Below are 23,451 nucleotides of genomic sequence, written 5' to 3'. Positions count from 1 at the left end.
CACCGACACCGCCTGCGGCACCACCGGCCACCGCACCGGCTGCGGGACCACCCGCGGGAGCCGCCGGCGGTGGTGGTGTGCCCAGTCCGCCGCCGACACTGCCACCGCCGCCGATACCACCGGCACCGATGCCACCGCCGCCCATGCCGGGAACACCACCGGGCAGTGCACTGGCCGAGACCGTGCTCGCCGGCGAATCCGGACCTGCGAGTGTGTCGGATCCGAGCCCGCCCAGACTCTGTGCCGCGTCGGTGGGCAGGCCGGAAATGGCATCATCGCCCGGCACGCTGCCGGGGGGCGCTCCCGCAGTGGCGTCAGGGTTTGCGGGCGTACCCGGCTGGCCGGGGGTGTTCGGGCCGGTCGACGGGCCACCCGGTGTGCCGCCCGGTGACGGCGAACCGCCGAAGGGGCTGCCGGTAGGCCCACCCGTCGGTGGCACGCCTCCCAGCTCGACGGGTGACTCCACGGCGGGGAAGACGGGCATACTCTGCGCAGTCGGCGAAATACCACTGCCGTAGTAGACCGTGTTGAGAAGTTGCACCGCCTGCTGTTTCGCTTCTTCGCGGCGTTCGTCGTCCCACCCGTCAGCGCCGAAGAACCCGAACACCTTCCCCGGAACCGTTGCGGCGGGTTCGGCGGGGAAGTTGGTTTTTGTCCGATCCAACGAGTCGGCCAGCAAACCCACCTGGCGGGCAACCAAATTCGACGCATCGGCCATGACGGTCGACTCCTTCGCGTAACGCAGGATCGATGCCGATACGGCATCTCCCGTTGGTCCCCGCCATTTCTCGGAGATGGCGACACCGATCTTCGTCGCGAAGGTTTCGAATGCGTCGGCATCGCTGTTGGCGACGTTCGCCCACTCCTGACGGAACGCGTCCACCGACGCAGATTGAATCGGGCTGACATTCGACACCAGCTGGCTGTGGTCGAACGCGTCGAAGATGGTGCACGGCACTGTTCGCTGCTGTAGTTCGAGATCGGAATACTGTGGGGAGCTTGCCAAATCCGGGGGACCGGAACCGGCCGGACCGATGAACTGCTCCGGCTGGCCGGTGACCACGGAATTGTTGCGAAGGTTCGCGATGACCTGATCCATGCCGGGGATCTGTGGCTGCGTCGGTGGTGCCACGACCTCAGCTCGCGATCTGCCCGGTCACCCGCGCCAGTGCCTGACTGGTCTGCTCGTCGGTGGTCAGCGTTTCGGTCACCTGGGCGCCCACCATGTCGTGAATCGCGGTCAGGCAGGTGATGTGGTCGTCGATGCGGGCGATGTACTGCTTGGTGGTGTCGGACAGGATTTCGGCAAGCGCGTGCCCACAGTCGAAGTCACCCAACGGGAGCTTGTACGTTTGCCCTGACATACGGTTTCGGCTTTCCTGGAGGGAGGCGATTGTGTCTTTGCAGGCATTCACGCAGTCCTGGGCCACGTCGGGGTCCAAGACCAACTCCCCCGCTTTGGCCTGACCGGCGAACGCCAGCAATACATCCATCGTCGATGCCGTACCACTCATCCGTGCACCCCTCCCTCTGAGTTTTACCAACCGTCCGAAACCCTAGTCCATCACGCGGGTATCTCGGCAGCGAGCACATCACCGATCCGCATAGCCCATTCACACATCGGGGTGGTGTCCTTAGTGAACGGGGACTGCGAGAATTGAAGGATCACGAGTCCTCCCGACTGGACGGGCACATTGAGGAAGCAAAGGGTGTAGGGATCGCCGCCGAGGTCGCTGATCTGGGTGAACGCCTTCCTGTCGCCGACTGTGACCTCCCGAAATTCTATGGATCTCGGGTCGTTTCGAAACTGCTCGATGGTCGCGAGAGTGGTGAAGGTGGCGATCAGCTCGATGTTGTCGTTTTCCCAGCTGCAGCTTTCCTCCCCTGTTGCCTCGGCAAGTCCCGGCCCCTCTGTCGCCGGGTCCAAGCCCGCCTCTCGCAACGTCTCCGCGGACAGGGTGCACGGATCCCAGGGCTGAACCGCCGCTGCCGTCGTCGCCGTGTCGGAGGTGTCGCCGTCGCTACACCCGGTGGCACCCAACGCAACTACTGTCAACAGTGCCGCCGCACCCGCGGCCACTTGCCTCGACGTCATGTGCTCATTCTGTCGTACGGCTCGAAGCGGTCCTGCATCGGATCGAAGTACGGCTCGAGCCGGACCGCTCCCCCTTCGGTCAAGGCATCTCGGCAACCACGACCTCACCGATTCGGACTGCCACCTCGCACATCGGCGCGGTGTCCTTGGTGAACACCGACCTGCCAACCTGCATTAACATGAGGCCCTCGTTCTGGAACGGCACCACCAGCCAACAGAACGTGCCGGGTTCATCGCGGGCTTCGCGAAATGTGAAGGCCGGTCGATCCCCAACCTTGACATCTCGGAAATCAATGTTTCCGGGTCCGGTGCGGAGCTGTTCGACGGTAGCGGTCGACAGGGCGGTCATGATTACGCTGATGCTGTCGTCTGTTTTCCATCCACAACTTTCCTCCCCGGGTGCCTCGGCTGCCAAGCCTGGTCCTTGGGTTGCCGGGTCGATGGTGGCCTTGCGCAGTGTCTCGTCGGAGAGGGTGCATGGATCCCAGGGCTTTGCTACCGCCGTGGTTGTTGAGGTGTCGGATGATTCACCACTGCTGCACCCGGTGGCGCCGAACGCAACTACTGCCAACAGTGCCGCCGCGCCGGCAGCCGCTCGCCTCGAGGTCATGTGTTCATTCTGTCGTACTGCTCGAAGCGGTCCTGCACCGGATTGCGTCGTGGACTGAGTTGAACCCTGTACGTTACCCACTGTCCTTTCATGCGTGCGGACGTCCGGGTAAACGCGAGTAGGCGACACACCGCCGGCTGGTCACGCTCGATGTCTGAGGATCGTAGCCGCAAGCGCCACGGCGACGAACGGTTCGGACAGGCGCCGTCCGGTGTGCAGCGTCGTCCGCAAGGGGATGGAATAGGCGGCCCCGCTGTTTCTTTCGACCTTGTCCTTTTCCACTCGGGCTCGTTCGGCGCCATCGGCATCGAGGATCAGGTAGTCGTATTGTTCGGTCACGATCTCGCCAACGCGTTCGCCGGCTACCGTGATCCAATAGCCCGTGTTGCGGGTTTCTGTGGCCCAGTCCTTGCCGATCAGCCTGACCATCTCCGTACGGTCCGGGCGGTGGACGGTGAGGATACTGCGTCGCACGACCCCGCAGGATTTGATCCACAGCGCCGGCTGCGCGTCCCGGTCACGGACTTGAACGGGACGGGAAGGAAAGATCAACCCGTCCGACAGAGATTTCAGCGCGCGCAAAGACTTGTTGCCGGCCTCGTGGACGGACCCGAGTCTTGCCCCTTCGCGATCCTTGATCGTGAGTGTGCCGGTGGAGCCGAGCTTCCGTTCGACGGTGAACTGGGTGGCATCGAGCAGTCGCGCGGGCAGGTGAGTGCTACTGGTCATCATTGTTCCAAAGCGTCGTAGTACGTGGTGTGCTGGAGGTTCGTGCTCAACCAGGTTGTCCCGGTGGTGGTGCCAGTCCGGTCCACGATTCCGTGTACCAGACGCGAGCACTGGCAAGTCGTCTGGCACGGTCCTCCCCCGCGCGCAGCCGAAATCGCCTTGAACAGCTGTGGTCAGTGAGCCGTCTCGGCAATCCGTGCACCACCGAGTCACATCGCTCCATCACCCAGGCATGGTACCGGCGACGGGTCCAATTCTGTGATCTACGTCAGGCCCGGAATGAACCGTGACCTACAACATGAATGCCGGGAGTGGGCAGTGTTGATTCATCAGAAGAACTGTGTTTGGGCGGCTGGCCGAACACCCCGGAAACCTAGACGCCGGAGATAATCTCGCCGAGAAGCGATCGCGGGTGGATGTATCGCCGGACGATCATTGCCAGCACCATCCCTGCGAGCGGATCGGTGATGGGACTGTGAATCTCGAGGCGGTCGATGTATTCCCATAGCGACAACCACGCGTCGAACTTCTTACGCGAGATGTGATGGATCGAGGCGACTTCGACACCGGACGGGTCAACGATCGTGGTGGTGGTCTTCCCGACGACCAGTCGTGCGGCGGGCTGCCCGTCGATGAGGAGAGTTGGTTCCCGCTCGCCGGTTTCGGCCGATTTGATGCGCTTCCAACGTCCGACCGTGCCGTCCGACAGCCGCACTCGCGGTCCGCGCCGGAACGGTCCCATGGGCCGCTTGATCACGAGCACGACGAGACCCGTCGAGTCACGAACGTGGAAGGTGCGGGCCATCGCGATGTTGATGGCCGCCGCGAAACCCCGCAAGACCGGAATTCCGTGCTCCACGATCTCGCCGATCGGGTCGCCCGAAGAGTCCACGAGTGTGAACTCGTCGAAAACCTCTGAACGCCAGCCGCTGTCCCGAATCCACACCTCGAGCGACTGGTTGTAGAGGGCGGTTCGTGTCACTGGCAATGACGGGGACTGGGCCAGGTCACCCATATTCGGGCTGTTCATCCCGGTTCTCACGCCAGGTGCCTGAGGACTGTTGCAGAGAGTGCAAGGCCGGCAAGAGGTTCGGATAGGCCAGGACGGGCGTGGAGCGTCGTGCGGGCCAATGAGATTTTGTACGTCGGTGTTCCTGGCGCCTTCTCGATGTGTGCAATCTCGGACGTGGCAAGGTCAACGATCCGGTATTGGTACTTGTCGGCCAACACCTCACCCACGCGCTCACCATCCACTTCGACCCAGAATCCTTTGTTCCGAAGAGTGGTCGCCCATGTCTGGCCGACCAGTCGACCCAGCAGGCTGCGGTCGGGCCGACGAACGGTGATGATCATTCGCCGCAAAATCCGGTCCATCTCGATCCAGAGCACGGGGTTTCCGTCTGTGTCCTGCACCTCCCACGGACGCGAGGGGAAAAGCCAACCGTCAAAGAACGAATGCAGTAACAACAACACCTTGTTGCCTGCCAGCTGTGCGTAGCCCAGTGCAGCTCCGTCAAGCGCCGCGACGGCGACCTCGGAGAAGAATCGATCCCGGGTGCTCTTCTGGATCACGAGCTCAGTACGGGTGAGCACGGTGTGCGGACGAGCGCCATTAGTCATCGTCGGAGGACTCCGATTCGGCGGGCGTAGTGAAGGTGTCAGGCGGGAGACTCAGACTCATCCCGGATTCCTCGATCGCATCCTTTATGTGGGTTCCGACGCCTTCGTCGGGTTTACCAACAATGAGGTTGGCGACGCCTGTCCCGATCACACCGCCGATGATGTGATCTTTCGAGACCTGGTCAGTGACAACTTGCTTGACCTTTGCGGTGCTGAGGAACGGTACTTCCTCAGGTAACTGACCACGGACACCGAGCTTGTATCCGGCTTGCACGGCTCCTTTGACTGCGCCGTTTCCGGTGGCTTGAGCGATATCGCCGTAGTCGTAGTCGTCGCGCAGCCCCCGGTTCCTCTCGTAGGTTTGCAGGCCGCCTTCGAGACCACCGCCGATTCCTGCACCGATTGCGGCACTGGTGGCGATGTTCTTGGTGACCGCCCAAGCGAATTTCTTGGCACCCTGCTGGGCTATGCGCTGCAGCATCTGGTTGATCAACTGCCGGACGATCATCTGGATCGAGGTCCGCGTGGCCATGGTTGCCGCCGCACCGGCCGCAGCACCGGCCCCGAACGCCCACACCGTCGCCGCCGCAGCAACCAAGGACGCGGCGAGGGCGACGAGATTGGCGATGATCGCCAACTTCGCCCGCCGCACATCCTGTGCGGCACCGTCGAGCATGTCGGCGAGTTCGTCGCAGGTGTCCATCAACTCCCGCATCGCACCGGCATCACCACCGATCTTCTGCCAGAATCCGGCAATCGCCTCATTGACATCACCGTCGATAGAATCGAGCAACTGCCGCACAGCGTCATCACCCAAACCGTCGATCGTCTCGATCGCGGTGGAGGCGGTGTCCCAATAATCGGCACACCGCTGCATCGCGGTCTCGTCCGCGTCCGGCCAATCGGTACCGAGCACATTGTCCGCAACCCACCGCAGAGAACCCGGGATCTCGATACCCACCCCTTACACCCCGCTGTCCGGGTCCACCGACAACAGTCGGCCACCGAAACCGGTGTCGGTGGCATCGAACGAGTCTGCGGTGCGGTCGATCTTGTCGCCGATCAGATCGAAGACCTGAGCGAGAGCGGTGACGGCGTCGATGGTGTCCTCCGACGCGGCCACGTACTTCGACGCGAACGCCGCACCCACCTCGTCGGCACCCCAGCACGCACCCTCACCGTCGAGACCCTGGGTCAACTCCAATCGGGCCGCCACCGTCTGCCTCCCCAGATCCTCGAACCGGGACACAAGCCCACGGAACTGCTCGAGGTCAACGCGCAACTGATCACTCACCGCAACCTCACCGGTCCTTGAGCCAGTTGACCGGCTGCTCGTCGTCGAACACGTCGCCAGGTCCTTCGGGCACGACCGGACCGGGAACCCGCTCGCTTGCGGCAGGGATGAACGAATCGAACACCTCACGCATGTTCGGGGCACCCGGAGTCAGATCGGCGATATCGGGCATCGCGTCCGCGGCACCGGTGATCGGCGCGACCGCCGCCGCAGCCTGCTCCTGTGCCGACCGGGCCGCATGCTGGGCCGCCTCGGCCACCGACGCCGCCAACCGATCCGGCGTCGACTGCTTGAACGCTCCCGGGTCGATCCACACATCCACCGGGATACCACCCGCATTGGCCGTCACCCGGACCAAACTGTTCGCCGACCACCCCTGCGCCCGAATCGCGGCCAACGAATCCTGCAACCCGGAGAGCTGCCGAGTCTGCTCCTCGAACGCCGTCAGCATCGACTCGACCCGCGCACTCAACGCATCGTTCTCGGCCCGCAACCGCTCACGATCGTGCTCAACCACCAGCGCACCCCCCTCCCATCGGAAACATCAGCCCACAGACTACCCACTACGACCGGTGAGGTGGCGATTCACCGGCGTTGCTGCAATTCCCTCAACTGTGACCGATCGTGGGCACAGAACACCGTCACGCGCGGGGCATCCTGATTGTTCAGTTCGCGCAATCGGCGGTGATTTTCGCTGATCCGGGAACGGTCATCTGCCAGGAGCTTCTCGACAACACCCATAAATCGTCCGTGGCGTCCAGGGTTGTCCATGCCGGGAGGTCCCACGACACTGCGGTGGAAGAACGCATCGCCGGCATGAACGAGCCAGCCGTTTCTTCCGGTGTCGACCGCCACCGCCGCATGGCCTTTCGTGTGACCGGGTAACGGGACGAGGAAGAAGCTGTCGCCGATGGTGTCGAGCGGGTGGGCGTCGGGAAATCCGAGCAGTGGTTCGCCGAGGCCCGAGTAGGCACGCACCGCCGCCTCCGGCGGCCGCTGAGCTGGTCGGTACCGGATCTTGTCGGGGATCGACGTCCTGGCGTGTGCGGCCGCATCCTCGGCAGCGGTGGTGTGGATCGTCGCGTTGGGAAAATCGCCCGCACCGCCGATATGGTCGAAATCCAGGTGGGTCGCGACGATGTGCGTCACGTCGGACGCCGCGAAGCCCAGCCCCTCGAGTTGACGGACGGCGGTCTCGCCCTCGAGGAGGGCGGCACCCATCAGCCGCGGAAGCGGACCGAGTCGCCGACCTCGGTCGGCCAGGTCGGCCAGTCCGAAACCAGCGTCGACGAGCACGATTCCGTTGTCCGTCTCGCACCCGAGTACGTGGCAAACAACGGACCCTCGGCCGGGCCCGCGGAAGGTTCCGCAGTTGAGGTGATGGACCTTCATATCCCCACGTTAGCGGGTCGAAGCGGTCAGGACCGCACGAGTCGCGCGATGGCGTCCGTGGCCTCCTTGATCTTCTCGTCGGCTTCGGGGCCACCGGCGATCGCGGCGTTCACCACGCAGTGGCTCATGTGGTCCTCGAGCAGGCCCAACGCGACAGCCTGCAGTGCCTTCGTCATCGCCGAGACCTGGGTGAGGATGTCGATGCAGTACTTTTCCTCCTCGACCATCTTCTGGAGACCACGGGACTGCCCTTCGATGCGGCGCAGCCGCTTGAGGTAGTCCTCTTTACTGCTGATGTAGCCGTGACCGGCGTGTTCGTGTTCCACGATCATTCTCCTGACGAGTTGGCGGGCAGTGCGCGGAAGCTGTGCAGGCGCAGACTGTTGCTGACGACGAACACCGACGAGAATGCCATGGCAGCCCCGGCGATCATCGGGTTCAGCAGACCCGCGGCCGCGAGCGGGATCGCGGCGACGTTGTACCCGAACGCCCAGAACAGGTTGCCCTTGATCGTGGACAGCGTCTTGCGTGAGAGCCGGATAGCGTCCGCAGCAACCCGCAGATCACCGCGCACCAAGGTCAGGTCCCCGGCCTCGATGGCCACATCCGTGCCGGTGCCCATGGCGATACCGAGATCCGACTGTGCCAGTGCGGCAGCATCGTTGACGCCGTCGCCGACCATGGCCACCACCTTGCCCTCGGATTGCAGCCGTTCGACAGTGGACACCTTGTCCTGGGGCATCACACCGGCGATCACCTCGTCGATACCCACTTGATCGGCGATGGTACGCGCGGTGTCGGCGTTGTCGCCGGTGAGCATGATGGGGGTCAACCCGAGAGCACGGAGCTGCTGCACAGCTTCGGCCGACGTGGGTTTCACGGTGTCGGCTACCACGAGCACTCCTCGCGCCTCGCCGTCCCAGCCGATGGCCACCGCGGTCCGTCCGGCCCGCTCTGCTTCGCGGAACGCAACATCCAGATCCGTCGGAAGGTGTATCGACCAGTCCCGAAGAAGCTTTCGACGACCGACCACCACCGCGTGGCCGTCTATCATGCCCTGCACGCCCAAGCCTTCGACATTGGTGAACTGCTCGACGGACGGTAGTTCCCCGGCCTGCTTCGCGGCACGGGTGATCGCCTGAGCGATCGGGTGTTCCGACGAATCCTCCAGGGCGCCTGCGTATCGCAATACCGCTTCGTGATCCTCGCCCTGCGACCGGGTGACGTCCAGGAGCGACATCGTGCCCGTGGTGATGGTGCCGGTCTTGTCGAGGACGATGGTGTCGACCCGACGAGTGGATTCGAGCACCTCCGGCCCCTTGATGAGGATGCCGAGTTGTGCTCCGCGGCCAGTGCCGACCATCAGTGCGGTCGGTGTGGCGAGCCCGAGGGCGCAGGGGCACGCGATGATCAGCACCGCCACGGCCGCAGTGAAGGCTGCGGCGACGGAGCCGCCGATGCCGAGCCAGAAGCCCAGGGTGCCGACGGCAATCGCAATCACGATCGGAACGAAGATGCCGGAGATCCGGTCGGCGAGGCGCTGCACCTCGGCCTTGCCGGTCTGCGCCTCCTCGACGAGCCGGGCCATCTGCGCCAGCTGGGTGTCCGAACCGACGTGCTTGGCGCGCACCATGAGTCGTCCACCGACGTTGGTGGTGGCACCCGCGACCTCGCTGCCCTCGCTCACCTCGACGGGGACGGACTCTCCGGTGAGCATCGACGCATCGACAGCCGAGGAGCCTTCGACGACGTCGCCGTCGGTGGCGATCTTCTCGCCCGGCCGGACGACGAACAGGTCACCGACCACGAGCTGATCGGTGGGGATGCGCTGCTCGGTGCCATTGCGCAGCACAGCCACGTCTTTCGCGCCGAGCTCGAGCAGGACACGCAGGGCTGCGCCCGCACGCCGCTTGGAGCGAGCTTCGAAGTAGCGTCCGGCAAGGATGAACGTGGTCACGCCGGCGGCGGCCTCGAGATAGATGTTGCCGGCGCCGTCCATGCGCGAGATGGTGAACTCGAACGGATGCACCATGCCGGGGGTTCCGGCAGTGCCCCAGAACAGCGCGTACAGCGACCAGCCGAACGCGGCGAGCGTGCCCATCGACACCAGCGTGTCCATCGTGGCGGTCGCATGACGCAGGTTGGTCCACGCGGCCTTGTGGAACGGCAGCGCGCCCCACACCACCACGGGTGCCGCGAGGGTCAGAGACAGCCACTGCCAGTTGGTGAACTGGAGTGCCGGAATCATCGCCATCGCGATCACCGGCACTGTCAGTACCAGTGACACCAGAAGCCGTTGGCGCAGTTGCTCCGTCGGGTCCGGTGCGGTGGCAGCGTCTTCGGACTGATCGGGGGCCTGCGGCAGTGTTGCCGTGTACCCGGCGGCCTCGACGGTGCCGACCAGATCGTCAGTGGTGACGCCCTGGGAGTACGAGACGGCCGCCTTCTCCGTCGCGTAGTTGACCGTGGCGGTCACGCCGTCGAGTTTGTTCAGTTTGCGCTCGATGCGATTGGCGCAGGATGCGCAAGTCATGCCGCCGATCGCGAGTTCGACGCGGTTGTCGGTGGTGGTGTCGGTGTTCGACAGTTCGCTGTTCGAAAGTTCAGTGGCCATGACCGCCCTCGGTTGGTTGGCTGTCCGTTGCTTCACTCTGCTGGGCCGAGACGGTGAACTCGGCGGTGCGCACCGTGTCCCCGTGCTTGAAATCGAGGAACAGTCGGTAGTCGCCGGCCTCGGGTGCGGTGAGCGCGAACTCAATGCCGGGCCCCGGTGTCGTTACTCCGTCGCCGGGATGTCCGGTGGGGTGAACGTGCAGGTAGTCGAGGTTGTCGGCATCGATGGCCACTAGGTGCCCGTAGGCGCCGAGGTACGGCTGCAGATCGGTGACGGGTGCGCCGTCGCGAGTCACCGACAAGGTGACGGTGGACGGTGATCCGGCCGTGACCGTGCCGTCGAGGGTGACGGTGTGGCCGTCGACGGTTGCCGTGTCCGACACCGGTGGCAACGGCTTCGCGTCTGCTTCACCCGACACGGTGACGTCCGCTGTGGCCAACGAGCTCTCGCCGCCGGCGGGGACGAAGTCCGCGTACAAGCGGTATTGCCCCGGATCTGTGAAGGCTGTTGTGATGCTCCAGGTTCCGTCTTCACCCAGGGTGGGGTGCAGATGCTGATAGCCGGTGGTGTCGTGGCGGACAGCGATCAGGTGCAGCAACTTCTCGTGCTGCTCCGTGTAGTCGGTGACCGGTGTGCCCCCCGCGTCGACGATGCGGAACTGCAGCGGTGTCTGTGTCCCCACCGGAAGTTCCGCGGTGATCGGCTCGAGTTCGTACTCGCCGTGGCTCGTGCCGGCCATCGCATCGTCACCCTCGTCGGCGGGCGCGACGACCCGGCCGATGACGAGGGTGACTGCGAACAGCGCGGCAAGACCGCCGATGAACAGCAGGAACTTGCGTGACTCGTTCATCTCCCGTCACGCCTCCACGACTTGATAACCGGCTTCGCGCACTGCCTCGGCAACGGTTGCGGGCTCGAGGGGTGCATTCGATTCGATGTCCACGCGGCCGGACTCGAGATCCACGTCGACCGCCGTGACGCCCGCAATCTCGCCGACCTCTTCTTTGACCGAGGAGACGCAGTGCTGGCAGGTCATTCCGGAAACGGTGACGGTGGTGGTCATGGGATCTCTCCTTGGTCTCGGTTGCGGTACGAGATTTACGGTACCCCCCTATGGTATAGGTGTCCAGGATTCTGTTCCCTGCAGTAGCGGAGTTCGGTCCATATAGCGATTACCTGGACAGACTCTGGTATCCAGGGAGAGGTCTCCCCATGCAGCGAGTACCGGCCGGGTTGGTAATCACCGGCGGACTCGCGCTCGTCAACGCCCGACAGCCCCGGGCGACACCCTCTTCATGGGAATACCAAGTCTTCGAGCAACGTCGAGGACAATCTGGCGATCCCGTGGGCCACGTTCATCTACACGGTTTCCACGATGCACTGCATGAGCGTCTCGCTCGGATTGGACGGGGCAGGGCTGGGTGCGGGTTTGGGGCAGGCAGCTGGCCACCGCGATGCTGGTCGAGCAGGCTTCTCTGATGTGACGGTCAACGAGGTCGAGACCGAGCCGTCCAACCTCTACTACATCGTGCGCAAGTCTCGAGCTGACGGCCCCTGACGGGAGATGCCGCCGGGTCTGCGCACCTGCGCCCGGCAGGCGGTTACGGCCATCGCCCGAACATCATTGTCGCAGTGGGGAACTTTCGGTGTCGCAGTTGCATCTCACTTGTAGAAGCGCGGGAGAGATGCTCCCGGCGACGACGTGAAAGAGGATCTGGCATGAGCAACCCCGAGAGCACCCAGAACGTCACCGACACCACCGCACCGGAATCCGACGAATGGGCGACCGACGGGCAGGACCTGCGTGACGGCGAACCGTACGTGTCCAAGCGTGATATCGACGGTGACGGCACCATCGATCAGGTCAACGCCAAACTCGACGACGGCACCGGGGTCATCGACCACCTCGACAACGCGGGAAACGTCACTCTCACCGAGTTCGATCAGGACGGCGACGGCACCTACGAAACCACCATGGCGTCCAGGGGCGACGGAAGCACCGTGTTCGAAAACGATCTGGACAACGATGGTGCCGCCGACGCTCGCACGGTCTACGACGCGGAGTACAACAACGTTCAGGAAGACACTCTCGATCACGGTGTGGTCGTCGATTCCAAGCGTGACACCGATGCTGACGGGGTCAAGGAGACGCACCTGATCGACGCCGACGGCAGTGGCCAGTTCGATCAGGCGGTCATCGACTCCGATGCCGACGGTGTTCCGAACTCGATCTATTCCGACACCAACGGTGACGGCACCTTCGACATCGAGTACTCCGACACCAACGCCGATGGTGTTCTCGATCAGTTCGAGACCGCCCCGACCACGGTCGAGGAAATTCAGACCCCGGCGACCGTCGAGCAGTTCGAGGCCGGCGACCTGGCCTGACAGCTCGACCCGGCGCCTCGGAACGCTGTGCGATCGTCGGAACGACTCGCATGAAGACCACCGGCCCGACCGCATGCGATCGGGCCGGTGGGACCTCAGGACAGCGTCTTCGTGAAGATCGATCGCGAAGTCCGGGAACATTCGCGCCCACCCTTGCATCCCACTGAAACCGGCCGGTCACGGCACGTCATACGAACACAGGAGCAGCTCGAAAATGTACCCGAACCCGCAGGACAGCATCCCCGGTTACCCCAACCCGGCCGCCATGAGCTACTCCCAACCCAAGCCGCCGGTCCCCAGCGGTCACGGTGGATGGGCTGTGGCCGCGCTCATCTTCTTCTGGCCGCTGGCTTTCGCTGCCGCCAACCACGCATTCAAGGTGCCGCTCCTGTGGGCGGACGGCGATTACGCAGGCGCACAGTACGCGTCGGACCGCGCCAAGAAGCTCGGCAAGATCTCGCTTCTTCTGGCCGTCATCGGCACTGCGCTTGTTGTCGTCATCTACATCGTGATCATCGCAGCGGCCGTGTCGGCGGCCGTGGACACATCGACCTACAGCAGCTACTGAACACGTTGACGCGGCCCAACACTCCGCGCGCACGGCCTGCCCGGAAGGGTTCATCGAACCGTCCGATTCATAACGCTCGATGTTCGGCGGAGCGGCAAGCCACATTCGAAAGGATGTGATCCACGTCATGGTGGCCCGGGTGTATCGCCAGGTGAGAGGGACGCTAGTGTCTGAGGTCGTACCGCCGGATGCGTGCGGTGAAATCGAGCACTCGAGCACTGACAGAGGATGCCTGTGGACGGGACACCCGCGCACGCGGCCGCGTCGACCCCGAATCTCACCGAGCAGGCTATGAGCACGCTGGCGGGGGCGACGAAGATCCTGCGTGCCTACAAGTTCGACGACATCGCGGACCTGGCCGAGAAGAAATCTCGGGCCTCCCAGCAATCGCAGGCCGTCGTCGTGGTCGGAGAGGTCAACAGGGGTAAGAGTTCCCTGGTCAATGCGATCGTCGGGGTGCGGGATGCGTCGCCCGTCGACGTGAACGTAACCACCTCCACGGCGATCAGTTTCGTGCAATCCACTCCGGAACTTCCCACCGGTACGGCGGAGTTGCTGTACCCGGGGCGCTCCGAGCAGATCGCCCATGGCGAACTGCTGGACTGGGTGAGTGTGGACGGCAAATACGTCCGCGACCCGGGTGTGACGTCCTTGCCCACCCGTGCGGTCGTGGCGGTGAACAACCCGAACCTGGGTGACATGGTCGTCATCGACACACCCGGTGTGGGCGGGCTGGACCCGTCGTACGCCAAGGCTGCTCAGCAGTCCGCACAGCAGGCGTGTGTGCTGGTGGTCGTCTGCGATGCGACGACCCCGCTGACGGCACCGGAGATGGCGTTCATCAAGGACGCCACCACCACCTTCGATTCGTTGATCGTGGCGGTGACGAAGACCGACAAGAACGTGCGCCGCTGGAAGCCGATCGTCGAAGAGAACAAGCGCCTGCTCCACAAGCATCTCGGACGCGAGATCACCGTGTTGGGTGTGTCGAGCCTGCGCGCAGCGGTCGCCACGGAAATGCCCGCGGGCCCGGATCGTGACGCGATGGAAAACGCGTCGGGAATCGTGGCGTTGCGCGCCGAGATCGGGCGTCGGATGGCGGTCGCCGAGCACCTGCCGGCCGTCGACGGGCTGCGCACCGCCCTCGAGGGATTGCAGAAGATCGGCGCCAAGATCGACTCCGAACTCGAGGTCGTCAAAGGCAGCAAGACCGTCATCCCCGACCTGACTGCCGAACTCGAAAGTCTGAAGCAGTGGAAGAACCACTCACAGCAGTGGGAGCAGTACCTTCAGCGCGACCTGACCATCATCCGGCAGAATGCGATGAGCGAACTCGATACGAAACTCGATCAGATTCGTGAAAGCTGGACTGCCCGCATCAACAAGAGCGGTATGGCGGTGCTGCGGAAAAATCCGCAGAAGTTCACCGCCGACATGGAGAAGGAACTGCACACCGCGATGGCGTCAGCGGTCAACTTGTTCATGGAGCAGCTGTACCGGACCGTCGTGCAACCACGGTTCAAATCCGAAGTCGTCTGGAACGGCATCTACCAGCAATTGGTGGAGTCCATGCAGGACCGCCGGATCCAAACCAATCAGGTGACCAGCAAGCGGCAGGGGTTGTTCGACCCGTCGATGGTCACGATGGGCATCATGGGCTCGGGCATGATCGGCGGCATGATCGGCGTGTCTGCGTTGACCGTGGTCGGTCCGGCCGTCGGCGCGGTCTGGGTCGGCGTGAACCTGGGATTCCGGGCCATGCGCGCCGGCAAGACCAACCTGCTGAACTGGTTGCGCGAGACCATCGGCACCACCAAAACCACCACGGCACGCCTCCTCGAAGGCGCAATGGCGTTGAGTCGCCCCGAAATCGTCATCCGGTACCGCGACCACGTGCGGGACACCATGGAAGACCTGCAGAAGCAAATCAACGAGGCGAAGGAAACGGCCCGCCAAGACGAGGCCACCCGTGAGAAGAATCTGAAAAGGCTCACCACCAACCAACGCGTCGTGGCGTCGAAATGTGCAGAAGCCGAGAAGCTGATTTCTCGGATCACCACACCACAGGGGGTATGACCATGGTCAGCGCAATCGTGGGGGTCATTGCCCTCGTCATCGGACTGGGCGTGGGCTGGGTACTGCACAGCGCGCAAACAAGCTCCACTCCCGTGCCTGCCGGTGGAGTCGGGGCCCTTCCACCGCAGCCGCCTCCCGGTCAGGGTCTGCCAGTGCAGCCGGCACCGCGACCTGATATCAAGCTCGTGGAAACTCTGATCTTCGTGCACGATCTGGCCGAAGCGCAGCAGGTGCGTACGGAAATCGCGGAAGGGTTGCAGCGCTCCGGTGTGCACCCGTTGGCTCCGCCGCCTGGTGCCATGTTCGACCCGGCCCAGCACAAGGCCGTCGACCGTGCCATCGCCGCGTCCCCGATGGACGTCGACACCATCGCTGGTGTCGTGCGCCCCGGATGGGCGTCCGCTGACGGTGTCATCCGCTTCGCCGAGGTTGCGGTGTACTCGCCGCCCGAGCAGGCCTCGTCGCAACAGACCCCACCGGGGTTGCCATGACCGCGCCGGCAGCCCCGCTGGACCCGGTCCGGGCCAGCCTGGACCGAGGTTTGCATGCGCTCGCCGGACTGGGCGGCGATCTGGTCGGGCATGCGAACCGCATCGGTCAGATCTTGTGGTCGCCGCCGCGGATCGTCATCGTCGGCCGCCTCAAAGCCGGTAAGTCGACTCTGGTCAACGCCCTGATCGGTGCACCGGTCGCCGAAACCGCAGCGTTGGAAGCAACCAACATCGTCGCCGTGTACGAGAACGGTGCCCCGTCTCGCGCTGAAGTGGTGCGTCTCGACGGCAGTCGGCATCCGGTGACGATGGTCCGCGGGCAGCCCATGGACCTGAACACCCCGCTGACGGAGATCGCGTTCATTCACCGGCATCTGCCGTCGACTTCGTTGGCCGACCTGACGTTGGTGGACACCCCGGGTTTGGCGACGCTGACCACGGACAACGAGGCAGCGACCCGCCGTGTGCTGATCGACGGTTTCGAACAGACCCGCACCGCCTCCGTCGACGCCGACGCCGCCGTGTTCTTGTTCGACTCGGAGCCACGCGCAGACGAGGTGTCGTTCCTCAAGCAGTTGGGGTTCACCCCACTCAATACGCTCGGGGTCCTCTCGCGTGCGGACGGGTTCGGTGAAGGCGCACTCGGTCGCCGCGACCCGCTCGAGCACGCCACCGAACATGCACAGAAGCTGGCAGCAGCCCTGGCGGACACCGTGATGACGGTGGTACCGATGTCCGGGCTGATGGCCGAGACCAGCCACACTGGTGTCGTCACAGAAAGCGACGCCCGTGCCTTGGCCGGGCTAGCGCACCTGAGCCCGTTCGAACTGCTCGACGCGATGGAAGCGGACAGCTCCCCACATCTGCCGAACCCGGTGCGTGACCGGTTGGTCGACATGGTCGGCGAGTACGGGATGATCAACGGGCGCGGCGCTGCTGCGCAAGGCGGTGCCGCGCTGAACGAGTGGTTGGCCGCGTCCTCCGGTGTGCGGCCGGTGCGCGCGATCTTGCACAACACGTTGAAAGAGTTCGCTGCCCATCACCGGGCACAGCGCATCGTGCTCGAACTCGAGCATCTGGCCTACTCGCACCCGGCGCGCGATCACATTCGCGCCATCGTGCACCAATTGCGATCCGACCCCGCGATGCAGCCTGTGGTGTTGTTCGAAGCGCTGAAAGGCATGTTGGACAGTGACCCACATTCGCCGGTGACCGGTGAACTGCGCCGCCTCCTCGAGGGCAATACCTGGGCGGAGCGGTTGGGTCTTCCGAAAGAGGCTTCGCCCGAACAGGTTCGCGCCGAAGCCGCCACCAAGTTGAACTGGGCTCACGGCAAGAGCCTCTCGACGATGACTGCAGCAGAAGACAACGCTCTCGTTCTGCTCATCCACACATACACCGGCATGACCCAATAGGAAGGACTGTGCAGATGAGTTGGACTCTGTGCATCGACTTCGGCACCACCAACACCGCCGCAGCATTCATCGACGCTGACGCCAGCACACCGGTCGCTGTGCAACTGGGCGCAGGCGAAGACGTGATGGCCTCCGGGGTGTTCGTCGAATCACCCGAAGCGTTGTTCGCGGGCGATTCGGCTCGCGACGCTGCGGTGACCAAGCCCGCCGCGTACATGCCGACCCCGAAGCGCGCTGTCGGCTACCCGGTGATCAACATCAACGGATACGACCTCGAACCGGACGTCGTGGTGGCCACCGTGATCCGGGAAGCTCTCGACCGCAGCGTGGAGGCGCATGCCGCCGCCACCGGAGACACCTCCAAACCGGCACATCTGGTCCTGACCCATCCCGCTGATTGGGTGCCCCAGCAGATTCGGGTGCTGTTCGACGCCGCCGGCTGGCTCGGATTCGACCACAACCAGGTCCGCACCGTCCCGGAACCGCAGGCGGTGATACTCGGAGCCGTCGGGACGAACCCGGTGGCGCCGGGAACGAAATTCGCGGTCTTCGACCTCGGGGCCGGATCGGTGGCGGTGTCGGTGCTCGCCGCGAATCCCACAGGCACCTTCGATGTCCTCGCTTCCGGCGTGGATACGACGGTCGGCGGAGCGAACTTCGACGCCACCATCCGCCGTTGGGTCGACGGACACCTGCAGCAGCAATACCCGGGTGTGCTCGACCAACTCCGACAGTCCGCGAACCCTGCCGATCTGCGCCACCTCGAACAGTCGATCATCGAGGCGAAAGAAGCACTGTCGGTTCAGCAGTCCGCCGTCATCGATGTCCCCGGCGGAGTGCGCCTCGAGCTGAGCCGCCCGGAGTTCGAATCCCTCATACAGGCCGACCTCGACAAAGCCGCCGCGGTATTCGAGGAAACCTTGACCCGAGCCAGGGCGACACCAAGGGATGTGTACGCCCTGTACCTCACCGGTGGCAGCGCACATATTCCTGCAGTGCGCCACATTCTGGCGCCGATGTCCCCGCAGGTAGTGGCCGAACAGGACCGCACAGCGATCCCGGGCGGCGCCCTGGTTGCCGCGGCACGGGGGCAGGCCAGCGGGTATCCGGCCGAGCGGCAGCAGGCAGAGATGCCCACTGTTCCTGGCTCGACATCAGATGCAGGTGCATCGTCAGGGAACCGTCGGTGGGTCTGGATTGCGGGTGTCGCGGCAGCGGTGATCGCTGCCCTCGCGATCGGTGGCGGTGTGATGGTGATGACCGGAGGTAGTGATGCCCCCGCGGCAGCGTCGACGGCTGGCGATCCGGTAGCCGATGCGGCCGCCGCTACCGAGGTGATCACGCGCTACGTCGAACTGTCCGACACCGGTGGCCCGGACGAGTTGAATCCGATGCGATGTGCCGACAAGCAGTGGGTCGTCGACGGCGCGCACCCGCTGCCTCCTGCTGGGCTCGAACACGTCGTCGAGAATGTCGGCACGGTCTCGATCACCGGTGACACGGCCAGCGCCAGGGTGCGTTATACCGAGGTGTTCGATGGTGAAGAGAGGGTTCTCACGTACGTGTTCGGGGTCGTCCGTGAAGCCGACGGCTGGAAGGTTTGCTCATCTCGACCGCAGTAGTTGTTTCTGCTGACAGTCGTATCGGAATCGCTTCGGCCGGAGCGGGAACTTTTCGGTCATTTCGATCATCTCACCGTGTGACGGACGAACGCCTCGGTCAAATCTATGCATCTTGAAAGTACTAGCGAGGGAGCATTGTGTCTCATCCTGATTGGTTGCTCGGTATCGACTTCGGTACATCGAACACGGCGGCAGCGCATACCGGTGCGGTCAGTGGATCGGTCGAGACACTGCCGCTGACTCACCAGGGCAACTTGATGGCGTCGTCTGTTTTTGTCGAATCACCCGAGAACATTGCGGTGGGAGATGTGGCGATCAACCAGGCTCAGCGCAACCCGGCCGCGTACATGGCCTCCCCGAAACGCAGCATCGGGCATGGCATGGTCACCGTCAACGGCTACAACATCGCGTCCTCGGTGCCGGTGGCTGCCGTGCTGCAAAGTGTGATGTCGCGGGCGACCGCCGTTCACGGTGGGCAGTCACCAACGCAGCTTGTTCTCACGCATCCGGAAGCATGGTCGCCGCGTGAGATTCAAACCCTCCTCGATGCTGCCGCCAACCTGGGGTTGGACACGTCCAAGGTGAAAACGGTCTCGGAGCCGCGCGCGGCCGCCCACTACTACACCCGCACCAACACGTTGCAGCCCGGGACGAAGATCGGGGTCTTCGATTTCGGCGGTGGCACCCTCGACATCGCTGTCCTCGAAGCCAACGACTCCGGTACCTTCGACGTCATCGCCGCCCGTGGCGACAACGGTCTCGGTGGTAAGAACTTCGACGCCTTCATTCGCCGGTGGATCGACGAGCAACTCGAGGCTCGCAACCCCGACCTGTTGAACTATCTTCGTCAGTCGGCGCCGATCGATGTCTCACACAACCTCGACGATTCGATCCGCCGCGCCAAGGAGCTACTGTCGGAGGCCCCGTCGGCGACGATCACCGTTGCCGGTGGCGGTTTCCACGAAACATTCCAGATCACCCGTGACGAATTCGAAGAGCTGATCGACGCGCCGTTGCAGAAGGCGGTCAACCTCACCCGTGCCACCTTGGCAGACGCGGGTGTCACCGATCCATCTCAGCTCGAGTCGCTTTACCTGACGGGTGGATCGTCGCGCATTCCGTTGGTTCACGAACGCCTTCGTGAACTCGGTCCTCTGGCTACCTTGGACGATCCGAAAACCGTTGTTGCTCAAGGCGCACTGTCTGCGGTGGCACCGGTGCTGCGAGGAATGAACGCGGGCTCGGTAACGCCTCACGAGCCTCCCGCGCCGGCTGCTGGACCTATCGGGTACGGGAATCCGCCACAGTACGGTCAGGTCCCGCAATACGGGGCGCCCGGTCACACAACCGTTGGTGAGCAACCGGGGCCGGTCCCGAACTGGCAGCCTGCTGGAGTGCCTCCCACCAACCACGGTGTTGCGCCGAGCTCCGGCAACAGCGCACCCGGCGGGCAGACACAGAAGAAGAAGTGGGTCCTTGTCGGGTCTGTGGCGGCAGCGCTGGTTGCGGTCGGCGCGGTCGTTGCCGGGGTCACTCTCATGGGTGGAGGTGACAGCCCCGCTGCCGGGGAAGTCGCTGTCGCAGCAGAGGCGACAAGCGAAGGACCGCTGACCGACGTGGAGGCAATCCGGAGTGTTATCCCTGCGATGATCAACCGGGACCTCACCTCGTGCGAGAAGAGTGGATTCACCGAGAACGGCGGGTTGGAGATCCGGTGCAGATTCAGGGACAACAGTCGTCTGATCGACGGATTCGAATCCTATTCGCACTCCATTATGGCTAGTGCCGACAAGAAGCAAGCAAAGGAGAATCTGCTCGGAATGCGTTCCGGGTACGGCAGCGACGAACTGATAGAGAATCCTGCCCGTACAGCTGGCGTGGACATATCGCAGTCCGGATACCTCGAATATGCGAATCTCGAGACCGGTCTCGAATTGGCGATGAGCGTTTCCAGTCCCGAGGAGGGCAAGACGTTCATCGAGCGGTCTGGACTGGTGAACTAGTGCTTGTGCTGCCGTGCGTGACAGCGGCAGCACAGTCGATCAGGTCATCGACCAGTCTATTGCCAGCAGCGATCGATGACTCCCGAATTGTGTGCCGCAACGGGTTCGACCTCCTTCGACGGCCCGCTGCCGGAGCTATCCGGCTCGGTCGGGAAGTACCAGTTCAAGCACACGTCTTCCTGCTGGGGAACTTTCTCTGTTGTTGGTGCATCTCACTTACAGAAGCGAGGGAGAGATACTCCCGATGATGACCTGAAAGAGGATCAGCCATGAGCAACCCCGAGAACACCGCGAACGTTACCGGCGACCCGTCGACGGCCAGTTTTGGTTCTGCTGCTGAGGCTCCTGCTCCGGAGGCGCCCGCCTCCGCGCCGGCCACGGAGGCGGCTGCGGCTTCCGCGCCGGCCACGGAGGCGGCTGCGGCTTCCGCGCCGGCCACGGAGGCGGCTGCGGCTTCCGCGCCGGCCACGGAGGCGGCTGCGGCTTCCGCGCCGGCCACGGAGGCGGCTCCGGCTTCCGCGCCGGCCACGGAGGCGGCTCCGGCTTCCGCGCCTGCCGGTGAGGCTCCGGCGGGTGGGGCGTATGTGTCCGCGCGTGACATCGACGGTGACGGCACCGTAGATCAGGTCAACGTGAAGTTCGAGGACGGATCGGCGGGTATTCAGCATCTCGACGACGCGGGGAACGTCACGCTCACCGAGGTGGACGTCGATGGTGACGGTCTGTACGAGGCCACCACGTCCACCGACGCCTTGGGGCACACCACGATTACTGCTGATCTGGACAGCGATGGTGTTGCTGATGCGCGCGTCGTCCTCGACGCCGAGGGCACTGCCATTCAGGAGGACACTCTCGATCACGGTGTGGTCGTCGATTCGAATCGTGACACCGATGGTGACGGGGTCATGGAAACGCATCTGATCGACGCCGATGGGAGTGGTCAGTTCGATCAGGCGGTCATCGATTCCGATGCTGATGGTGTTCCGAACTCGATCTATTCCGACACCAATGGTGATGGCACTTTCGACATCGAGTACTCCGATACCAATGCCGATGGTGTTCTCGATCAGTTCGAGACCGCTCCGACCACGGTCGAGGAGATCGAGATTCCGGCGACTGTCGATCAGTTCGAGGCCGGCGACCTGGCCTGACGCACCCCGGCCAGATTGCATGGCAATGAAGTAGCGCCATCGGAAGGATGAGCCGGGACTCATGTCAGGTGGGGTGGAAACCTTCCTTGTTTTCCACGCATGTACTCGACAGGGTGTTGGGCGCGGATCTACGCAGACGCACGATGAGTGGCCCTCGTTGGCTCTGGCGCAATCGGCTCTGGGTTGCCACTAATATTCGTAATCGTCCGTGGGACAACAAAAGTCCCCGGGCATTTCCGAAAGGAGGACAAGGTGAAGAAGTCGATACCGGTCGCGGCGGCGGCAATGGCAATATCGCTGCTTGCAGGTTGTGGATCGGGTGATGCCAACGTCGGGGGAGAAGTGGCGCCGCCGAAGCCGGAAGTCGACCTCGCTGCTCTCGATCCCGGAGAGTTCCCGACTACCCCACAGCCGGAGTTCGGCTACGCCACAGCTGAAAAGTTCGGAATGATCGAAGGCCAACGGCTTGCTCAGTTCGTGCCTGTCCCGTTTGAGATCGACCCCGCGTTGACTTCGAGTAGCGGACCGACTGTTCCGTTGAAGGGGCCGGGCGCAATCAAATTGCTTCTCACGGGGAACGTAGAAGAAATTGCCATCGAACATGGGATGATCACCGGCTACTCGGTTGCCGCGAACGACAGTGCCGGTGTGGACAGTGCCCGCTCCCTCGTGCATGCCGTGTTTCGGTTCCGGGACAGTGCCGCTGCTCGCAATGCCGCAACCGAATTGCACGAGAACGCTATCGCGCCTCGCGAGTTCGGGGCGTTCGTCGAGGAGCCCATCGAGATCCTGCCGAACACCCTGGTCTCCTCCAGTGCTACCGAAGGTAGTGAATATACCGGCGAGGCATCGGTGAATGCCCAGGGATTCACCGCCCACGGCGACTATGTGATCTACACCTACTCGACGGCCGCACCAGGAAAGGAGGATGTCAACGCGCAGACGATTGCGAAAGCTCTGCAACTCCAAGAGCCGTTGCTCGACAAGTTCCCAGCTACCGAGCCGGGACAGGCGGACAAGCTGAAACTTGATCAGGCAGGTGTGATCAGATTGACGATTCCCGACACTGGCGAATACCAGTCCGTTACCCACATGGCGGATTACGGACCCCGGGGTATGGCGCACCGCTCCACCAACCCGCAATTGACCTACGAGCTGTTGACCGAGGTGGGGGCAGAGCACAACGGTAGGAATCGAACTGTCGTGTATCAGGCCGATACTGCTGAGGGATCGAAGAAGATCCGTGACAGGTTCGCGGAGGACATGATTGCCACCAGTGGGTACACGGAAGCCCCAGGCGTTCCAGGCCTCCCGGATTCCAAGTGCTATACCAAGGACACTCCGCAAGGGACTCGTGGTGGCTGCCTCATCGCCAACGGTCGG

At 63.7% G+C, this 23,451-nt stretch carries 24 protein-coding genes and 1 pseudogene; 10 read left to right on the top strand and 15 right to left on the bottom strand.

The genetic code is table 11. From position 1 onward, the window contains the following. From ACZI8Q_RS20330 to ACZI8Q_RS20260, 15 genes and pseudogenes are all read right to left on the bottom strand, one after another. Nucleotides 1-1,132 (bottom strand): annotated as a pseudogene (locus ACZI8Q_RS20330) (hypothetical protein); the annotation flags it as partial. A 4-nt stretch (nt 1,133-1,136) separates the two neighbouring features. Then, nucleotides 1,137-1,514, bottom strand: a complete 378-nt coding sequence (locus tag ACZI8Q_RS20325) for a hypothetical protein (RefSeq protein WP_463375389.1) — start codon at nt 1,512-1,514, stop codon at nt 1,137-1,139. 50 nt (nt 1,515-1,564) lie between these two features. Next, on the bottom strand, nt 1,565-2,095 hold the full coding sequence (locus tag ACZI8Q_RS20320) for a DUF3558 family protein (protein ID WP_463375388.1): 531 nt from the start codon (nt 2,093-2,095) through the stop codon (nt 1,565-1,567). A 79-nt stretch (nt 2,096-2,174) separates the two neighbouring features. Then, nucleotides 2,175-2,705, bottom strand: a complete 531-nt coding sequence (locus ACZI8Q_RS20315) for a DUF3558 domain-containing protein (RefSeq protein ID WP_463375387.1) — start codon at nt 2,703-2,705, stop codon at nt 2,175-2,177. A 141-nt stretch (nt 2,706-2,846) separates the two neighbouring features. Beyond that, on the bottom strand, nt 2,847-3,437 hold the full coding sequence (locus ACZI8Q_RS20310) for a hypothetical protein (RefSeq protein ID WP_463375386.1): 591 nt from the start codon (nt 3,435-3,437) through the stop codon (nt 2,847-2,849). Between the two features lie 370 nt (nt 3,438-3,807). Continuing rightward, nucleotides 3,808-4,416, bottom strand: a complete 609-nt coding sequence (locus ACZI8Q_RS20305) for a hypothetical protein (protein WP_463375385.1) — start codon at nt 4,414-4,416, stop codon at nt 3,808-3,810. A gap of 56 nt (nt 4,417-4,472) precedes the next feature. Next, a complete protein-coding gene (locus ACZI8Q_RS20300) occupies nt 4,473-5,054 on the bottom strand; it encodes a hypothetical protein (protein ID WP_463375384.1) in 582 nt (193 codons plus the stop codon). After that, nucleotides 5,047-6,015 (bottom strand): WXG100-like domain-containing protein, encoded by a 969-nt coding sequence (locus tag ACZI8Q_RS20295; RefSeq protein WP_463375383.1) that lies wholly within the window; start codon nt 6,013-6,015, stop codon nt 5,047-5,049. The genes ACZI8Q_RS20300 and ACZI8Q_RS20295 overlap by 8 nt, the downstream gene beginning before the upstream one ends. 3 nt (nt 6,016-6,018) lie before the next feature. Next, nucleotides 6,019-6,348, bottom strand: coding sequence for a WXG100 family type VII secretion target (locus ACZI8Q_RS20290; RefSeq protein WP_463375382.1), 330 nt, complete (start codon nt 6,346-6,348; stop codon nt 6,019-6,021). Nucleotides 6,349-6,355: 7 nt separating this feature from the next. Further along, complete coding sequence (locus ACZI8Q_RS20285; RefSeq protein ID WP_463375381.1) at nt 6,356-6,865, bottom strand: YbaB/EbfC family nucleoid-associated protein; 510 nt, start codon at nt 6,863-6,865, stop codon at nt 6,356-6,358. 68 nt (nt 6,866-6,933) lie between these two features. Further along, the gene (locus ACZI8Q_RS20280; RefSeq protein WP_463375380.1) at nt 6,934-7,740 is read right to left on the bottom strand and encodes an MBL fold metallo-hydrolase; all 807 of its coding nucleotides are present in this window, start codon (nt 7,738-7,740) and stop codon (nt 6,934-6,936) included. 26 nt (nt 7,741-7,766) lie between these two features. Continuing rightward, the gene (locus tag ACZI8Q_RS20275) at nt 7,767-8,072 is read right to left on the bottom strand and encodes a metal-sensitive transcriptional regulator (RefSeq protein WP_463375379.1); all 306 of its coding nucleotides are present in this window, start codon (nt 8,070-8,072) and stop codon (nt 7,767-7,769) included. Continuing rightward, a complete protein-coding gene (locus ACZI8Q_RS20270; protein ID WP_463375378.1) occupies nt 8,069-10,354 on the bottom strand; it encodes a heavy metal translocating P-type ATPase in 2,286 nt (761 codons plus the stop codon). Before ACZI8Q_RS20270 ends, ACZI8Q_RS20275 begins: the two co-directional genes overlap by 4 nt. Next, on the bottom strand, nt 10,344-11,204 hold the full coding sequence (locus ACZI8Q_RS20265; RefSeq protein ID WP_463375377.1) for a hypothetical protein: 861 nt from the start codon (nt 11,202-11,204) through the stop codon (nt 10,344-10,346). The genes ACZI8Q_RS20270 and ACZI8Q_RS20265 overlap by 11 nt, the downstream gene beginning before the upstream one ends. 6 nt (nt 11,205-11,210) lie before the next feature. After that, the gene (locus ACZI8Q_RS20260) at nt 11,211-11,417 is read right to left on the bottom strand and encodes a heavy-metal-associated domain-containing protein (protein WP_463375376.1); all 207 of its coding nucleotides are present in this window, start codon (nt 11,415-11,417) and stop codon (nt 11,211-11,213) included. Between the two features lie 321 nt (nt 11,418-11,738). Between ACZI8Q_RS20260 and ACZI8Q_RS20255 the strand changes: the two genes are divergently transcribed. From ACZI8Q_RS20255 to ACZI8Q_RS20210, 10 genes are all read left to right on the top strand, one after another. Continuing rightward, on the top strand, nt 11,739-11,912 hold the full coding sequence (locus tag ACZI8Q_RS20255; protein WP_463375375.1) for a hypothetical protein: 174 nt from the start codon (nt 11,739-11,741) through the stop codon (nt 11,910-11,912). Nucleotides 11,913-12,073: 161 nt separating this feature from the next. After that, nucleotides 12,074-12,742, top strand: a complete 669-nt coding sequence (locus ACZI8Q_RS20250) for a hypothetical protein (protein ID WP_463375374.1) — start codon at nt 12,074-12,076, stop codon at nt 12,740-12,742. Between the two features lie 214 nt (nt 12,743-12,956). Beyond that, complete coding sequence (locus ACZI8Q_RS20245; RefSeq protein WP_463375373.1) at nt 12,957-13,310, top strand: CD225/dispanin family protein; 354 nt, start codon at nt 12,957-12,959, stop codon at nt 13,308-13,310. Between the two features lie 234 nt (nt 13,311-13,544). After that, entirely contained in the window at nt 13,545-15,386 is a 1,842-nt protein-coding gene (locus tag ACZI8Q_RS20240; protein WP_463375372.1) for a dynamin family protein, read from the top strand. After that, complete coding sequence (locus tag ACZI8Q_RS20235) at nt 15,383-15,877, top strand: nucleotide exchange factor GrpE (protein WP_463375371.1); 495 nt, start codon at nt 15,383-15,385, stop codon at nt 15,875-15,877. Before ACZI8Q_RS20240 ends, ACZI8Q_RS20235 begins: the two co-directional genes overlap by 4 nt. Beyond that, on the top strand, nt 15,874-17,292 hold the full coding sequence (locus ACZI8Q_RS20230) for a GTPase (RefSeq protein WP_463375370.1): 1,419 nt from the start codon (nt 15,874-15,876) through the stop codon (nt 17,290-17,292). The genes ACZI8Q_RS20235 and ACZI8Q_RS20230 overlap by 4 nt, the downstream gene beginning before the upstream one ends. Before the next feature lie 14 nt (nt 17,293-17,306). After that, on the top strand, nt 17,307-18,914 hold the full coding sequence (locus tag ACZI8Q_RS20225) for an Rv0361 family membrane protein (protein WP_463375369.1): 1,608 nt from the start codon (nt 17,307-17,309) through the stop codon (nt 18,912-18,914). A 137-nt stretch (nt 18,915-19,051) separates the two neighbouring features. After that, on the top strand, nt 19,052-20,917 hold the full coding sequence (locus ACZI8Q_RS20220) for an Hsp70 family protein (RefSeq protein ID WP_463375368.1): 1,866 nt from the start codon (nt 19,052-19,054) through the stop codon (nt 20,915-20,917). A gap of 269 nt (nt 20,918-21,186) precedes the next feature. Further along, complete coding sequence (locus tag ACZI8Q_RS20215; RefSeq protein WP_463375367.1) at nt 21,187-22,068, top strand: hypothetical protein; 882 nt, start codon at nt 21,187-21,189, stop codon at nt 22,066-22,068. Between the two features lie 252 nt (nt 22,069-22,320). Next, the coding region (locus ACZI8Q_RS20210; RefSeq protein WP_463375366.1) for a DUF7373 family lipoprotein at nt 22,321-23,451 on the top strand (1,131 nt) is incomplete at its 3' end.

This window comes from Rhodococcus quanlei, from assembly GCF_055231015.1.
The sequence above is the reverse complement of the archived record's forward strand: the minus strand, read 5'-3'. Positions and strand labels throughout refer to the sequence as shown.

Excerpts from the sequence above, each read along its gene's own strand:
- ACZI8Q_RS20325 (WP_463375389.1), bottom strand. The coding sequence starts at position 1,514 with ATGAGTGGTACGGCATCGACGATGGATGTATTGCTGGCGTTCGCCGGT.
- ACZI8Q_RS20320 (WP_463375388.1), bottom strand. The coding sequence starts at position 2,095 with ATGACGTCGAGGCAAGTGGCCGCGGGTGCGGCGGCACTGTTGACAGTA.
- ACZI8Q_RS20315 (WP_463375387.1), bottom strand. The coding sequence starts at position 2,705 with ATGACCTCGAGGCGAGCGGCTGCCGGCGCGGCGGCACTGTTGGCAGTA.
- ACZI8Q_RS20310 (WP_463375386.1), bottom strand. The coding sequence starts at position 3,437 with ATGATGACCAGTAGCACTCACCTGCCCGCGCGACTGCTCGATGCCACC.
- ACZI8Q_RS20300 (WP_463375384.1), bottom strand. The coding sequence starts at position 5,054 with ATGACTAATGGCGCTCGTCCGCACACCGTGCTCACCCGTACTGAGCTC.
- ACZI8Q_RS20280 (WP_463375380.1), bottom strand. The coding sequence starts at position 7,740 with ATGAAGGTCCATCACCTCAACTGCGGAACCTTCCGCGGGCCCGGCCGA.
- ACZI8Q_RS20275 (WP_463375379.1), bottom strand. The coding sequence starts at position 8,072 with ATGATCGTGGAACACGAACACGCCGGTCACGGCTACATCAGCAGTAAA.
- ACZI8Q_RS20270 (WP_463375378.1), bottom strand. The coding sequence starts at position 10,354 with ATGGCCACTGAACTTTCGAACAGCGAACTGTCGAACACCGACACCACC.
- ACZI8Q_RS20265 (WP_463375377.1), bottom strand. The coding sequence starts at position 11,204 with ATGAACGAGTCACGCAAGTTCCTGCTGTTCATCGGCGGTCTTGCCGCG.
- ACZI8Q_RS20260 (WP_463375376.1), bottom strand. The coding sequence starts at position 11,417 with ATGACCACCACCGTCACCGTTTCCGGAATGACCTGCCAGCACTGCGTC.
- ACZI8Q_RS20255 (WP_463375375.1), top strand. The coding sequence starts at position 11,739 with ATGAGCGTCTCGCTCGGATTGGACGGGGCAGGGCTGGGTGCGGGTTTG.
- ACZI8Q_RS20250 (WP_463375374.1), top strand. The coding sequence starts at position 12,074 with ATGAGCAACCCCGAGAGCACCCAGAACGTCACCGACACCACCGCACCG.
- ACZI8Q_RS20245 (WP_463375373.1), top strand. The coding sequence starts at position 12,957 with ATGTACCCGAACCCGCAGGACAGCATCCCCGGTTACCCCAACCCGGCC.
- ACZI8Q_RS20235 (WP_463375371.1), top strand. The coding sequence starts at position 15,383 with ATGACCATGGTCAGCGCAATCGTGGGGGTCATTGCCCTCGTCATCGGA.
- ACZI8Q_RS20230 (WP_463375370.1), top strand. The coding sequence starts at position 15,874 with ATGACCGCGCCGGCAGCCCCGCTGGACCCGGTCCGGGCCAGCCTGGAC.
- ACZI8Q_RS20225 (WP_463375369.1), top strand. The coding sequence starts at position 17,307 with ATGAGTTGGACTCTGTGCATCGACTTCGGCACCACCAACACCGCCGCA.
- ACZI8Q_RS20215 (WP_463375367.1), top strand. The coding sequence starts at position 21,187 with ATGAGCAACCCCGAGAACACCGCGAACGTTACCGGCGACCCGTCGACG.